Origin of the sequence: Sporofaciens sp. JLR.KK001 (assembly GCF_036941055.1) — a bacterium.
Taxonomy (GTDB): Bacteria; Bacillota; Clostridia; order Lachnospirales; family Lachnospiraceae; genus Sporofaciens.
The window spans coordinates 3201273-3216500 of the sequence record NZ_JAYMNO010000001.1 but is presented as its reverse complement, the minus strand read 5'-3'; the positions used below and the strand labels follow the sequence as shown (position 1 = coordinate 3216500).

The window sequence follows — 15228 nt, the reverse complement described above, 5'->3', positions numbered from 1 at the left end:
AAATCCGGCGGTTTATCCGGTGGATGCAGAGGCAGGCAAGGTCACGCAGGTATCGGCAGGAAATGATTGTGTAAAGGGCAGTATCCATCTCAATAAGATCGACCGGGAGACGACCAGATTCCTCCCCCAGGGAGACAGCGTGCTTGCCGGTGCGGTGTATGGATTGTATGCGAGGGAAGATATCGTGCATCCGGACGGCAGGACGGGAGTGCTCCACCGGAGCGGGAGCCTCATCACCCAGGGGACGGTTGGGAAGGACGGAACCCTTGAGTTTACAGACCTGTATCTTGGAAAAATGTTTGTCAAAGAGATCACGGCGCCGGAAGGTTATCTGCTGGATACCACGCAGTATGATGTGGAGCTTGCCTATGGAGGGCAGGATCAGGCAGAGGTTACCAAAAGCGTGACGGTCGCGGAGCAGGTGAAGAAACAGGCTTTTCAGATGATCAAGGTCAGTGAAGACGGAGAGCAGACGGAGACAGATCTGGTGGCAGGAGCAGGATTCAAAGTGTATCTTGTCAGCAACTTGTCCAGAGTAAAAAGCGGGGAACTGAAACCGGCAGACGGAAATGCATTTACAGCGGCAGATTTTAGGGATTATGATTTCAGCGGCGAGAATGTAGCAGTGACCTATGAAAATGGAAAGGCAGTCCCTGTCCCGGAACTTATCACGGATTCTAAGGGATATGCGGTCAGTCCGGAACTTTCTTATGGCCTTTATGTGGTGAAGGAAAGCAGGGTGCCGGAGAATCTGAAGGAAGTGGATCCGTTTCTTGTCAGGATTGATGCGGACAGCCGGGAACCGATGCAGTGGCGGGTGTTCGATGACCGTCTCTTTGAATTCCTGATGAAGATCGTAAAGAAGGATGCACAGACCGGGAATACCGTGCTGAAAGCGGGAACCTGTTATAAGATTTTTGACTGCAAGAAGAAAGCCTATGTAGAGCAGGCCATCCAGTATCCGAAGAAGGAGAAGGTCAGTGTATTTACCACCAATGAGGATGGGTATCTGGTCACGCCAGAAGAACTGAAAGCCTCGACCTACCGAATCGAAGAGACAGAGGCTCCGGAAGGATTTGTGAAGCAGGGCAGTGAGGAAGTCTTATATACTGATGGGAAAATGCGCTCTGCCGGAGCTATCGCAGGCAGCGGAGAATATAAAGAAGCGCCGTCTAAAGTAGTCGAGGTTGCCATTGCCTCCAACACAGCACACCAGATCGATCCGGATACCGGGGATGCCATTGTGGAAGTGGATCAGTCCAATGATGAGCAGGTGGGAAGCCTTACACTTACAAAGACCGGGGAACAGCTGGTAAAGGTGCAGGAAGGCTCTATATTGGAAAAAGTGAAAGCAGTATTCACAGATCTCAAAGATACGATTATGGGAACTGAGACAACAGGAATTTCCCGTAGATTTGAATATGAAGAATCCGGTGTTGAGGGCGCAGGGTTCGAACTCCATGCGAAGGAGACTATTTATTCGCCGGATGGCGCAAAGGATGAAAATGGGAACCGGATCGTCCGATACAGCAAAGATGACCTGGTGGCAGAGCTTACTACAGATGCGGAAGGAAAAGCGGTGGTAAATAACCTGCCGTTAGGTTCTTACTATCTGAAGGAGACGAGAGCAGGAGAGCATTTTGTATTGAATACGGAGGTCAAAGAGTTTACGTTAACTGCCAAAGATGATACGCAGGCAGTGGTATATGAGGGAGTTTCTTATAAAAACGAGCGGCAGAAGGTAGAGGTAACCGTAAGGAAGAAGGATGCCGTATCCGGAGAAAATCTGGAAGGTGTCATCTTTGGCTTATATGCCGGAGAAGATATCGTATCCAATCAGGGGAAGGTTTTGGTTTCTAAGGATACCTTGTTGGAGACCAAGGCTACGGATGCAGAGGGAACCGTCACATTTGACAGCGATTTATACCATGGAAGCTATTATGTGAAGGAAGAACAGCGCCTGCCGGGATATCTTCCCAATGAGGAAGTATGGGAGTTTGAAGCGGTATATACAGATCAGAATACAAAGGTGCTGACATTTGAACAGGAAGTAGAGAACCAGCCGACAGAATCCCATTTCACAAAGAAGGATGCCACAACCGGAGAGGAACTTCCGGGAGCGAAGCTGCAGATCTTAGATGGAGACGGCAATGTGGTGGAAGAATGGATCAGTACCGAAGAGCCGCATGTAGTTTACTGTCTGCCGGAAGGAACCTATACCCTGCATGAGGAACTGGCTCCGTATGAGGACGGCTATGTGTCTGCAGCAGATGTGGACTTTGAGGTATTGGAAGACGGCAGTGTTGCAGAGGTGGAGATGGAGGATGAATATTCCAAGATCGACATTTCCAAGACAGACCTGACCACCGGGGAAGAGATCCCAGGCGCTACACTGCAGATCCTGGATCCGGACGGGAAGGTGCTGGAGGAATGGGTGACGGACGGAAAGCCGCACCGTGTGGAGAAGCTCCCGGTGGGAGAGGAACTGACACTCCGCGAGATCAGCGCGCCGGATGGATATATTGTGGCGGAAGAGGTGAAGTTTACGCTGGAAGATACAATGGAAGTGCAGAAAGCGAAGATGAAGGACGATTATCTGTATGGAAAGATTATGCTCAGGAAGACAGACGGAGCAACCGGAAAGGCGCTGGCAGGAGCAGAGTTTGAGATCCGCAATAAAACCACAGGCATGACCATGGAAACCCTGGTGACCGATGCCGAGGGAAAAGCAGAGAGCAGCGATTTGCTGATCGGTACTTACGGCACAGAAGGTCTCCGGGAATTATTTGAATATGAGTGTGTGGAAACGAAAGCGCCGGAAGGATATGTATTGGATGATACGGTACATCCGGTCAGATTCGAACTGGAAAATCAGATGGATGACCATATCGTGGTGACACTGGAGGTGAAGAACCAGCTAGCCGAGGAAGCGCCGGCTGTACCAAAGACCGGAGACCTGCCGTGGCTTCCGATGACACTTGCGGCAGCCAGTATCGGAGCGGTGATCTTCTTTGTTGTGGTAACGGCGAAGAAGCGCCGGGAAAGGCAGATGGCCGGCATGGATGTGGAAGATGCAAAGAAACCGGATGTAGAAATGCTGGAAGTATCCGTAGGATTAGGCAATGAGGAAGATTGTGAATAAATATCGGTTTTGGCAGGCAGTCCTGGTGTTGATATTTTGTATCAGTACCGGGCTCTTAGTTTATCAGATGGTGTATATGCCAATGAGGAACCGGGAAGCGGCAGAACGATTGAAGGGTGAGTTCCCGGAGGGCGATATCCCTCCGGGAGGTTCGGCCTCTTCCAAAGAACGCTCACCGGCTGGAAAAGAAAAAGGGATCCTGTCTGTGGATCTTGCCGCCCTTCGGGAAAAATATCCGGATGTCCAGGGATGGCTTACGATTCCAGGTACAAATATCGATTACCCTGTGCTTCAAAGCGGGGAAGACAGCCCGGAGTATTATCTGAAGCGGAATTATAAAGGAGAACGGGATGCGAACGGCAGCCTGTTCCTGCAATGGAATTGTAAAGTGCCCGAAAGCCGGAATTTCATCATCTACGGACATAACATGAACAGCGGGGCAATGTTCGGGAATGGATTGCGTCAGTAATGAAGGCTGATATTCGGATGTTTCCGTTCCAACAGGCTGACTTTTCGGAGGCGGGAGGACTGCAGGATTACGTGATTAGGGCAAAAGGGCTTGGAATGTTTGAAAAGGGAGAAGATGCGGAAGTGATGGAAGCGGATCAGGTGCTGACGCTGATGACCTGTTCCTATGAGTGGAAGGATGCCCGGAATATCATTGTGGCGGTAAAAACCGGCATGGCAGATTAGGAAGGAGACTTGAAGGAAGGGTGTTCGGAAGTACCGACGTAAGGAATATCATGAGGTATCTGGCGAGAATAAGGTTCATGACGCACGGAGAAAGTGTTCGAAACTGAGGGAGTAGGACGTGTGCTGGAACAGCCTGTCCGGCTTCTGTATCAAAGATGGAGGCCTGGGAAGCAGGAAGTGTTCGAAACGACCGCTTTGCGGAACAATTTGTGACACTCTGCGTCGATGGCGCCAGGAATGGTGCTGCATCAATGTGCTGTAATTCGGGGAAACTGCAGGATGTGTGGAACCAGTGTGGAGGGATTTAGGGCAGAATCAGGAGAAGTGTTCGAAACAGGCGATTTGCGGAACATATCGCAACGCTCTGTTGCATGTCCCGGAAGTGTTCTAAACCAGAGGCTCCCAGAACATGGTGTGGCACAGTGCGTCAAGGGTACTTTTATGACAGGATTGTTCTGATTATGGTAAACTCTCTTTGTACAGCTGGCATATTAAAAAATCAGTCAGCGGCAGGAGGAAAGCATATGCTATATACGAAGGAACAGAAAAAAGAATTGGAAGAAATGGTTACAGCATTTGGGGATTACTTAAGGAACAGTGAATATTTGGAATTAATCTGGTCGGACAAGATTGGATATATCCTGTTGAAGATCTGGGTTTCCAGCAGAAGTATCCCATTGGCGCCGGTGATTATTGAGGATGGAGAAATGCTGTGTGAAGAGCTTTTTTGTGAGATCGCCAATGATGTGTTGGAGTATACCGGGAATGGCCATGACAGAAAGAATGCCGATCCGTTGGAGCGGGCAGAAATTAGGAGAAGATACCAGCCTTATATCGAGCAGTTCCCACAGTATCAGAAACTTGCGGAAGAGATTCTTATGGGAGAAGATAGTATGTATCCGTAGATTTGTAGAAAGCGAAAAATATTGGCTTTTTTATAGAAGATATGTTAAAATAATCTCAGACCGTAGGAAGGCAAGGGTAACGCCCGAATCCCAATATTCCATTGGCGGGGCAGGCAAGCTATAAGCTTGTCTGTTGGATCAGATGTGGGGAGAGCATTCAGTATATTTATCCGGAAAATAATTTTAAAAGCCAGTTGATATTTCGGGAGTATTTGAGTATACTATAGGTAGGTTAATGCTTTTGGCTTAACAGAAGGTATATCTCGACCTTTAAGCGAGACAGTTATAAGCGGGCATATCTCAGCCCTAAGCGAGACAGTTATGAGCGAGTGTTTCGCCACTCTAAGTGCGAATCTAACAGTGGGGCGGATTTTCCGCCCCATTTTTATAACAGGAGGGTATCAAATTGTCAATAAAATTATACGAAGTCAATCCTAAATACATCGATTACCTGATCCCATATGCTCCGCATTTATTTCAAAATAAACAGCCAGGACAAAGCAATGAAAGAAAGTATATTGGTATTGTTTTAACCGTTAATGGTATGAATTATTTTGCACCTTTATCTTCGTTTAAAGCCAAGCACGAAAAAATGAAAAATGGATTAGATTTTATTAAAGTAGGGAATTATGCCGTAATCAATATCAATAATATGTTCCCGGTTCCGGATGGAGAGTATACATATGTGGATATTCCCAAAGTGAAGAATCCGCAATACAAGAAGCTGTTAACAACGGAATACCGTATTATCAGGAAATTACAGGACAAAATTAAAAATCACGCAGCGGAGGTTTATAAGCACAAAATAACGAAAGGCTCCGCAACAGCATTAGCGAAAAGATGTAATGATTTTTTGTTGTTGGAAGAAAAGAGTAAGCAATTCAAATAAATTCCAATTGTTTTACAAAGGAGAGATTATGTAGAAAGAGAAAGCCAGTAGTCAGAGATAATCTATACAAAACTGAATATGGATGAAAAGCAGGCACAGGGTATATCCACCGTATGGATGTATCCCGTGCCTTTTTGGATTGGAAAGGAAGGTTAAGAGATGAGACGATTTTATACAGCAGAATCAGTAACAGAAGGACATCCGGATAAGTTGTGCGATCAGATTGCGGACGCTGTCTTGGATGAATGTCTGAAGGAGGACAGTGAATCCAGGGCAGCCTGCGAGGTGCTGGCAACGAGAGGACATCTGCTGGTGGCAGGAGAGATCACCAGTAAGCATGAGCCATATGTGCCGGAGATTGTGAAAAAGATTCTTGAGGACACAGGGTATCAGGCAGAAGATATCACGATTGATGTGCAGATCCATAAGCAGAGTCCGGACATTGCCAGGGCAGTGGATCATCCACAGGGAAGACGAAAAGGACTGTCTGAGGAAGCGGAAGCCAGGGGAAATGGAGCCGGGGATCAGGGTGTGATGATTGGATATGCCTGCAATGAGACAGCACAGCTGATGCCTATGTCGGTCGTGCTGGCACACCGGATTGTGCGGGAGCTGTCTGCCTGCAGGCGCAGTGAATATATTAAGGGGCTTCTGCCGGACGGGAAAGCACAGGTGACGGTGGAATACGAGGATGGGAAACCGATGCGGGTGGACAGCGTGATCGTGTCCTGCCAGCATGCCGGGGATAAGAACCTGAGAAAGTTGGAGCAGGAGATTCGGAATAAGGTGCTGCTTCCGGCATTGCGCCCGCTTCCGGCAGATGAGGATACCAGGATATATATCAATCCGTCCGGCAGATTTGTGTGCGGCGGATTGAATGCAGATACCGGAGTTACCGGGAGGAAGCTGATTGTGGATTCCTACGGCAGTATGGTTCCCCATGGAGGCGGTGCATTTTCCGGAAAGGACTGCTCCAAGGTGGACCGATCCGGGGCATACATGGCGCGTTATATTGCAAAGAATCTGGTGGCTGCGAATCTTGCCGACAGATGCCAGGTCTCTCTTGCCTATGCCATTGGCATGGCAGAACCGGTCATGGTGCAGGTAGAGACATTTGGAACCGGAAGAGTGTGTGCCGATGACTGTCTGGCGGCGGCAATCCCGCTGGTGTTTGGGTTGTCACCAAAGCAGATCTGCGATACCTTCCGGCTGAAACGCCCTATCTTCCAGAGGACTGCCGTATACGGACATTTTGGCAGAAAGGAATTCCCATGGGAGAGGATTGATAAGACAGAAGAACTGAGAAATGCGGTGATGTGATGCCCTGGTACAGCGGGGAACAAATAGAAGCGGCACGGCAGATGACTGCGATGGAGTATCTCCGGAGATACCAGCCATACCGCCTGAAGAAATCCTCGGCAAGAAATGAATGGGAACTGACGGACCATGACAGCTTCAAGATCAACGGTATTACCAGCCAGTGGCACTGGAAGTCCAGAGACATCGGCGGGATCTGTGCGTTGAATTTCCTGGTAAAAGTGGACGGCATGGACTTTAAGGAGGCGGTAGATCTGCTGCTTCGGGAGAATCCTGCTTATATTTCGCCGATGCCAAAGGAGAAGGAATCGAAGCCATTTGTGCTTCCGGAAAGATACCGTAACTGCAGACAGGTACAAGAGTATCTGAACCGGCGCGGGATCAGCGATGGAGTGATCCGATACTGCAGGCAGTACGGGCTTTTGTATGAAAGCGCGCCTTACCACAATGCTGTTTTTGTTGGCAAAGATACAGAAGGGATACCCAAGTATGCATTTTTACGGGGAATCTATGACAGAAATGGGAAATCATTTCGGATCGAGCAGGCGGGAAGTGATAAGAAATATGCATTCTGTGTCCCTCCAAATCGGGAGAGCATCCGGGTGGCTGTGTATGAAGCCTGCATTGACGCTCTTGCGCATATGACATTGGAGGGAGGAACGGCAGAAAAGTACCGGCTGGTGCTTGGCGGGATCAGTGCGCCCAAGGAGGGAGAGCTAAGGAAAGAAGGGAAGAAACCCCAGGCGCTGGAATATTTTCTGTCAGAGCATCCGGGAATCCGGGAGATAGAGATCTGCACAGACAATGATTTTGCCGGAAGGTGGGCATGCGGGCAGATGAAACAGGCCTATCAGGAACGGTATCATATCATAGAAAATCTGCCGCAGATAGAAGGAGCAGACTACGGAGATCTGGCGTGGCAGGAGGCAGAGAAGAAGAGAGAGGCAAGACAGAAATATGGACGAGGGAGATGAGCGGTAGGGGATAGAAATGAGTAGAAAGGCAGGAGGAAGGAAGATTGATAGAAATAGAACTTTTGTCTCCGCTGACCGGAGATTTTTTCTCAGATGAGCGAGAAGATGACATAGATTATTCCGACCTGGAGGAAGGGGAACCGTTTGACGGCAGGGATCTTTTGCAGTATGAAGCTTCTATCCGGGAACGGGCAGAGGAAGAAAACCGATTGGATTCTTCCGTAGGAGACCCGTGCAATCTGATGGTATATTATCACGAGGAAAATGAAGTAAAGCGTAAGGTGGAAAGCGCGGTGATATCCGTAAAAAGCAGGGGAGATACCTTGTATGGCTGTACGACACTGAAGCTTCGTGAACCTTTAGATGAAAAGGAATTATCTGAATTGAAAGATTACATCCGTGGGCAATACAGCGACGGATGGGGAGAAGGATTTGAGCAGAGGGAGATTTCCGTTGTCGGCGGGGAATTGTATGTACATTTTTGGCAGCCTGACGGATTCCGGTTCTTGAGTGAAGCGGAGCTTGGCAGGGATTCATCTGCAGAGGAACCCCATAAGAGGCCGCGGATACAGTTACTTGGACATGATGAAAATATCTTTGTGATTATGGCAAGGGCAAAGCAGCTGCTGGTTCGAGATGGACAACACCAAGAGGCAAAAGAGATGATTGACCGGGTAAGTGATGCAGGGGATTATTACCGGGCCTTGGCAATCGTCAGTGAATATGTGGAGACGGAATTAAGTCCCCAGGTTCAAAAAGGAAGGAAAGAGATGAGAGAAGAGCAGGATCAGAAGATCCGAAAATCAGAACAAAGAGACCAGAAGAAAAGGAGTGGTGACAGCAGATGAAATTAACAGTATATATACCGTTTAGCGGAAAACTGGAAGACAGGTTGGGGAATCCGGTCAGGGAGTTATATGGAGAGGATCTGGCAGTATTCCAAAACGCCGTATTAGAGAGGCTTCCTTCGGATCCGGCGTTTGTGTTTTCGAAGGATTTTAAAGAGTTTATCAATGATCCGGAATATCATGAAAACGGGAAAGTAAAGAAGATGGAAGTATGCATCAAAGGCAGTGAGGATTCTTTGTATGGGGAAATGAGTTTTTACAGTGACATTGCATTGACCAGAGGGGAACAGGAGGAACTCGGCAGGCGTATGGATGAGCAGTTTTTAAAAGGATGGGGAGAGCGGTTCCGGGGAATCCCGATCACGGTAGAAGAAGGAATCTTGAGGATTCAGGCAGAAAATCCATATACTTCGCAGTTCCTGATGGATGTGCAGGATTACTCGGAAGATTCCCATTTAAAATATAAAGTTACAGAACATTTGCACCCCAAGTTTCCAAAGCTTCGGCAGATTCAGGCGTTTAGAGATATCGGATCAAGCGTCAGGAAAGGCGACCTTGGAGGATATGTAGAGCGGGAATGGAACCTGGATCAGCAGGGAGACAGCTGGATCCATCCAGAGGCGGTCTGCCGTGAATTTGCACGGGTGCAGATGGATGCGCAGTTGTTTGGAAATTCCGCAGCAGAAGGGCAGGCCATGGTGTCGGGGCGTGCGCAGATCTGTGGAAACAGTATCCTGCAGGGGAATGCCTATGTAAGCGATGCACGGATCGAGGATGATGTGCTGATCACAGGCGATGCAATCGTACAGAAGGCTCCCGGCGGCACAGGGATACCGCTTATCTGTGGAAAGAGCCGTATCCAGGGTACGGTAGTTGGGAAAGTACGGCTTAAGGATGAAGTAGTTGCGGCAGGGGAGAACCGGATGTGTTCGGAGGAAAAGCGGGCTGATAAGGATCGAAAGAAGGGAGAGACAGAGAGATAGGGAAAGGCAGAACAGATGGAACAGAAGAAATATGAGATCACGGACATCGCACATCCAAAATACCCCTGGCTTCACCGGATCCGTGCGCTGCTCCCGGTCAATGAGCAGGTAAGCGCCGGGGATTTGGGAGGGTATGTTCAGTCTGAAGATAATCTCAGCCAGAAAGACAGCTGTTGGATCCATGACCATGCAATCTGCTGTGAGGATGCGGTGGTGCATAAAGACGGCAGGATTTTTGACGGAGCGGTGGCAAGAGGTTCTGCAGTGGTAGGCGGGGATGCGAGGATGTTTGACAGGGCTTGTGCGGATGGGAACTGCTGTATCCGCAGTGGAGAGATCAAAGACGATGCCAGAGTTGCAGGAACGGCCATAGTGGCCAGTGATACAGGAGAACTGTCACCATTGATCGCCGGAAACAGCCGTATCTATGGAAATGTCTGTGGCTGGTATGTGGTCAAGGATGTGGTGCTTCCGGGTGAGAATTACCGGAATCCAACTCAGGATCTTTTCATCCTGGAAAATGGAAAGCGGACGGTGCTGGTGAAGGAGCGGAAGCTGAAGCCGCCAGAGCAGATCCGAAAAGAAAGAGCAGTACAAGGAAACTTAGAGAGATGAGATAAGAGAGGGGATGATGCCTATGGAAAAAACTTTGAAACTGGAGGAGCTTCTTAAGGATGGGATGTATCCGGAGGAATCGGCAGGAGGCCAGCGGTGGAGGATTCTGCATGGGGATACGTTGAAGCTTGTGAAATCCTTCCGTCCCGGAATCTTTGACGCGGTCATCACGGACCCACCCTATGCTTCCGGAGGTACGAAGCAGAATGAGCGGAACCGGACGACCAATCAGAAATACAGCAGTATGAAGCCGGGAAATGCCCTGCCTGATTTTGACGGGGATAACAAGGACCAGAGGTCATGGACACACTGGATGGCGGAATGGCTGTATGATGTGCGGAAAGCATGCGTTAGCGGTGCGCCTATCTGCCTGTTTATCGATTGGAGGCAGTATCCGTCTATCACGGATGCCATGCAGTGGGCAGGATGGATCTGGAGAGGGACTGCCGTGTGGGATAAGGGAAACTCCCGTCCGCAGAAAGGACGGTTCCGCCAGCAGGCAGAATATATCGTATGGGGCAGCAACGGACCGATGCCCATCAGCCGTCCGGTGGCATGCCTGCCGGGTGTGTTCCGGTATGGGAATCCCCAGAACCGGATCCATGTGACGGAGAAGCCACTGCAGCTGATGAAGGATGTCATCCAGATCTGTGAGCCGGGAGGCAGGACTTTAGATCCCTTTGCCGGTTCCGGGACTACCATCCTTGCGGCTGTGGAAGAAGGCTATGAGGCGGTCGGGATTAAGGTCACCGATGCCTATTTTAAGTTGGGAACAGACCGTGTAAGGATTGCGTTGGAAGCGGGAGGAAAAGCAGAGGAAAGTGAGACGGAAGAAAGGAAAAATGAAGACCAGGAAGAGTAGCAGGGCATCCAATGGGATGTCCAAAATTATGCTGAAAAGAGGGCGAGGCATCCAATAGGATGCCTGGAATTCCCCCTATAAATGACAAATAAGCAGGAAGAAGAGGTGAATGAAATGAAAAATCAGACCATCCTGAACGAAAAGCTTCGGGAGATGGTACAGCAGGAACAGGAGACATTCCGTAAGAGTGTTTTGGAGAAAAACACCGAAGAAATTTATAGCATGGCACAGGAGATTGCCATGAAGGAAGAATTGGCCGCATTTTTTAGTAATACGGAGTTTTCAATTAAGGCGGCAGGAGCAATGTTGAAAGCAGGGAATGTTCTGCAGAATATTTATACAGAAGCAGAGTCACAAGGGATGATTGGGGAAAATATCCTGATCCATGCGGTGGCGGTTTATCAAGAGTCTTTGGCAAGAGCAGAAAGAAGCCAGCCGGGGAGAGAACGCCGGGAAAGGTGATTAGTTGTAAAAAGGAAGGAGGGTTGCTGAATGGAGATTGCATTGGCTTATGTGTGCTGCCCGTCAGATGCGGGCAGGACGAAAGTGCAGAAATACTGCCGGAAGATTTATGAGTTGGGATATGTCCCAATCTGCCCGCAGTTTGGTTTTTCCCCGTTTTTGGACGAAGGAGATGCGGAGGATATGCAGGCGTTCCAGAGGATGTCGCATATGGTACTCAGAAGGTGCCGGATGGTGGTAGTGTGTGGAAAAGAGATGACCGGAACCATGAATACGGAGATCAGCATTGCAGACCGGAACCATATCATCTGTACGACGCTGGACGGACTGGTCAGGATCAAAGAGTCAGAATGATATATGTGTACTGATTTTGCCGGAGGGAGGCTGAATGAACCGGTGCGACAGGTTTTGCAAGCATAGCGTTTGGATATCCAAACGCACTTTGGGGAGAACCCCAAACCCCCGTGACCTGGCAGGCTCAACAGAATCTGCTGAATTAGAATCGGTACAGAATGGAAACATTTGCACCGGAGTCCTTTTCAGATATAAGTGGGGAGAGGGAAAGTCTTTGAGAAAGAGGAAAAGTCATGAAAAGAGAGGAAGAAAGAAATGTTCATAATGGGCGTGATAACAGGCGCGTTGCTTGGAGGAACGATGGTGCTCCTTCTACTCTGTATTGCGATAGCCGGAGGCAGGGAAGACCGGAAGGAGAGAAGAAGACCGAAGAGCAAATCAGAAAAAGTGCTGCCTGATACAGGAAAGGATCAGAAGCAGATTTCATTTGTAGATACCAATAATCAGGAATTGTTCTGGATTGAGGATGGAGGCTGTATAGAACTGTTTAGTGAGAATGGAGACAGGCAGACCTGTCTCTGTCATTATCTGGACAGGCGCCACGCTTCCATTGACGGGAAGAGGTGGGTGTTGCTGACCTTTGCCAGATGGATGAAGAAGCGGGGGATTACCTATATTCCATCAACACAGCAGCGAAGGGAAGGGGTGCCAGTGATTAAGACATTAAACCAGGCGATGAAGATGGACCGGGATAAATTCAAAGTCCCCAAGTCTGTCCAGGAGGCGCTTCCTATACAGAGGATCTGGCAGGACGGGATCTTCCAGGTGGGGAATAAATTTTCAAAGTCGTTCCGGTTTTCCGATATCAACTATTATATTGCAAGCAAGAGCGACAAGATGGAAATGTTCCTGGATTACTCGGAACTCTTAAATGCCTTAGATTCCGGTTCCTCGGTGAAGATCACGCTGAACAACTGCAGGATCAATAAGGAAGAGTTTGAAGAGTCCCTGCTGATCCCGATGAAGGGAGACCGGCTTGACCGGTACCGAAAGGAATACAATGAAATGCTGCGCTCCAAGGTCAGCGGCACCAACAACAGTATTTTCCAGGAGCGGTATCTGACGGTCAGTATCCATAAGAAGAGCGTGGATGAGGCGAGGACGTATTTTGCCCGTGTAGGTACGGACATCGTGACCCATCTGGCGAAGCTGTCCTCTACGGCAGAGGAACTGGATGCGGGAGACCGCCTGCAGATCTTCCGGGATTTCTTCAAGGCAGGGGATCCGCCCTGTTTCCCCTTTGACCTGAAGGCTTCGGCAAAAAGGGGAGGGAGCTTCAAGGACTGGATCTGCCCGGAGTCTATGGAGTTCCGTAAGGATTTCTTTAAAATTGACGGCAGGTACGGAAGAGTCTTGTATATGCAGGATTATGCCAGTTACGTGAAAGATGACATGATCTCGGAACTCTGCGGTTTGAGCCGTGACCTGATGCTGTCCATTGATATCCTGCCGGTACCCACGGATGAAGCGGTACGGGAGATCCAGAACCGCCTCCTTGGGGTAGAGACCAATGTGACGAATTGGCAGCGGCGGCAGAATGCCAATAATAACTTCTCAGCCGTGGTGCCTTATGATATGGAACTGCAGAGGAAGGAGACGAAGGAAATGCTGGACGACCTGACTACCAGGGACCAGCGGATGATGTTCGGGCTTCTGACCATGGTGCATATGGCGGACAGCAAGAAGCAGTTGGATTCCGATACGGAAACCCTGCTTTCTGTGGGGAGAAAGGCGCTTTGCCAGATGTCCGTCCTGAAATGGCAGCAAGTGGACGGTTTGAACACAGTGCTTCCCTATGGGCTACGTAAGATCCATGCACTGCGGACGCTGACAACGGAGTCGACGGCGGTGTTGATCCCCTTCCATACTCAGGAGGTGATGCAGCCGGGCGGCATTTATTACGGGCAGAATGCGGTAAGCAAAAATATGATCGTTGCAGACCGCAGAAAACTTCTGAACGGGAACTCCTTCCGCCTTGGCGTCAGCGGTTCCGGGAAAAGCTTTTCCGCAAAGGAAGAGATCGTAGACCTTGCCTTATCTACAGATGACGATATCCTGATCCTGGATCCGGAGTCTGAATTTGTTTCCCTGGTGGAGGCTTTGGATGGGGAGGTCATCCGCATCTCTGCAACCTCGGATACCCATCTGAATGCGCTGGATATGGATGCGGCATACGGAGATGATAAGAATCCGTTGATTGAGAAGTCAGAATTTATCCTGTCATTGTTTGAACAGTTGGTAGGTGCGGGGAATCTGTCGGCGAAGGAGAAGTCCATCCTGGACCGGTGTACGGCAGATGTCTATCGGGATTACATTCGAAGCGGATACCGGGAAGAAGTGCCGACATTAAAGGATCTGTACCGGGCGCTGATGCTGCAGCCGGAGGAAGAGGCGAGGGGGCTTGCCTTGTCCTCGGAGCTCTTTATCAACGGGAGCCTGAATACCTTTGCACAGCCGACAAATGTCAATACGAAAAGCCGTATTATCGATTATGATATCCGGGAGTTGGGCGAACAGCTGATGCCTCTTGGTATGCTGGTGACATTGGACAGCATCTTCAACCGGGTGATCCAGAACTGGAAGAAGGGGAGGACTACCTGGATCTTTGCAGATGAGTTCTATTTGCTGTTCCGATACCAGTATAGTGCGGATTTTTTCTATCGATTGTATAAGAGAATTCGGAAGTATTATGGTTTTGTGACAGGGTTAACTCAAAACGTGGAGGAGCTTTTGAAGTCCGATACAGCAAGGCTGATGCTTGCCAACAGCGAGTTCCTGATCCTGCTGAATCAGGCAAGCACGGACAGGGAAGAGCTGGCAAGGCTTCTGAACATTTCCGATAACCAGCTGTCCTATATCACCAATGTAGGCGCTGGCCATGGGCTGATCCGGTGCTCCGGGAATATCGTGCCTTTTGAAAATACGTTTCCGAAAAATACAAAGCTCTTTGAACTGATGTCCACCTCTGCAGGGGATTTCCAGGGGAGAGGGTGGAAGGATACAGGAAATGAAAAGTAGGAATTTGTTCTCCGGCAGTGATAAAAAGAGACAGCAGGAGAAGCAGATGGCAGGTAAGAGATAGGAATCTTGTAAATGGCAGAGATAGAAAACGATAGACAGAAGCGGTAAAAGTAAGCATTATGCAGCCTGCATAGGGACAAGGATTCCCGGCAGGCTGCTTTTT

14 protein-coding genes are annotated in these 15228 nt (G+C 49.2%); all 14 read left to right on the top strand.

Annotated elements, in window-relative coordinates; all coding sequences use genetic code 11:
• Positions 1 to 19 precede the first annotated feature (19 nt).
• The 14 genes from VSQ62_RS16600 to VSQ62_RS16535 all read left to right on the top strand — a co-directional run bounded on the left by VSQ62_RS16600 (position 20) and on the right by VSQ62_RS16535 (position 15062).
• Entirely contained in the window at positions 20 to 3142 is a 3123-nt protein-coding gene (locus tag VSQ62_RS16600; protein WP_502957756.1) for an MSCRAMM family protein, read from the top strand.
• The gene (locus VSQ62_RS16595; RefSeq protein WP_334635900.1) at positions 3135 to 3611 is read left to right on the top strand and encodes a hypothetical protein; all 477 of its coding nucleotides are present in this window, start codon (positions 3135 to 3137) and stop codon (positions 3609 to 3611) included. Before VSQ62_RS16600 ends, VSQ62_RS16595 begins: the two co-directional genes overlap by 8 nt.
• Positions 3611 to 3835: a sortase family protein gene (locus tag VSQ62_RS16590; protein ID WP_334635899.1), complete on the top strand. Its 225-nt coding sequence runs from the start codon at positions 3611 to 3613 to the stop codon at positions 3833 to 3835. The genes VSQ62_RS16595 and VSQ62_RS16590 overlap by 1 nt, the downstream gene beginning before the upstream one ends.
• Before the next feature lie 524 nt (positions 3836 to 4359).
• Entirely contained in the window at positions 4360 to 4740 is a 381-nt protein-coding gene (locus VSQ62_RS16585) for a hypothetical protein (RefSeq protein WP_334635898.1), read from the top strand.
• Positions 4741 to 5146: 406 nt separating this feature from the next.
• The gene (locus VSQ62_RS16580; RefSeq protein ID WP_334635897.1) at positions 5147 to 5629 is read left to right on the top strand and encodes a type III toxin-antitoxin system ToxN/AbiQ family toxin; all 483 of its coding nucleotides are present in this window, start codon (positions 5147 to 5149) and stop codon (positions 5627 to 5629) included.
• A gap of 159 nt (positions 5630 to 5788) precedes the next feature.
• Positions 5789 to 6949, top strand: a complete 1161-nt coding sequence (gene metK, locus VSQ62_RS16575) for a methionine adenosyltransferase (RefSeq protein WP_334635896.1) — start codon at positions 5789 to 5791, stop codon at positions 6947 to 6949.
• Entirely contained in the window at positions 6949 to 7920 is a 972-nt protein-coding gene (locus VSQ62_RS16570) for a DUF3991 domain-containing protein (RefSeq protein WP_334635895.1), read from the top strand. The genes metK and VSQ62_RS16570 overlap by 1 nt, the downstream gene beginning before the upstream one ends.
• A 44-nt stretch (positions 7921 to 7964) precedes the next feature.
• Positions 7965 to 8768 carry a hypothetical protein gene (locus VSQ62_RS16565; protein WP_334635894.1) on the top strand — a complete coding sequence of 268 codons (804 nt, stop codon included), beginning with the start codon at positions 7965 to 7967 and terminating at the stop codon, positions 8766 to 8768.
• Complete coding sequence (locus VSQ62_RS16560) at positions 8765 to 9751, top strand: hypothetical protein (protein ID WP_334635893.1); 987 nt, start codon at positions 8765 to 8767, stop codon at positions 9749 to 9751. The genes VSQ62_RS16565 and VSQ62_RS16560 overlap by 4 nt, the downstream gene beginning before the upstream one ends.
• A gap of 15 nt (positions 9752 to 9766) precedes the next feature.
• Positions 9767 to 10366 (top strand): hypothetical protein, encoded by a 600-nt coding sequence (locus VSQ62_RS16555; protein WP_334635892.1) that lies wholly within the window; start codon positions 9767 to 9769, stop codon positions 10364 to 10366.
• Between the two features lie 22 nt (positions 10367 to 10388).
• Entirely contained in the window at positions 10389 to 11228 is an 840-nt protein-coding gene (locus tag VSQ62_RS16550) for a DNA-methyltransferase (RefSeq protein WP_350339917.1), read from the top strand.
• A gap of 114 nt (positions 11229 to 11342) precedes the next feature.
• Positions 11343 to 11690: a DUF3848 domain-containing protein gene (locus VSQ62_RS16545; RefSeq protein ID WP_334635890.1), complete on the top strand. Its 348-nt coding sequence runs from the start codon at positions 11343 to 11345 to the stop codon at positions 11688 to 11690.
• Between the two features lie 30 nt (positions 11691 to 11720).
• A complete protein-coding gene (locus tag VSQ62_RS16540) occupies positions 11721 to 12044 on the top strand; it encodes a DUF7768 domain-containing protein (RefSeq protein ID WP_334635889.1) in 324 nt (107 codons plus the stop codon).
• Positions 12045 to 12695: 651 nt separating this feature from the next.
• Positions 12696 to 15062, top strand: a complete 2367-nt coding sequence (locus VSQ62_RS16535; protein WP_334637689.1) for a VirB4-like conjugal transfer ATPase, CD1110 family — start codon at positions 12696 to 12698, stop codon at positions 15060 to 15062.
• The last annotated feature ends 166 nt before the right edge of the window (positions 15063 to 15228 follow it).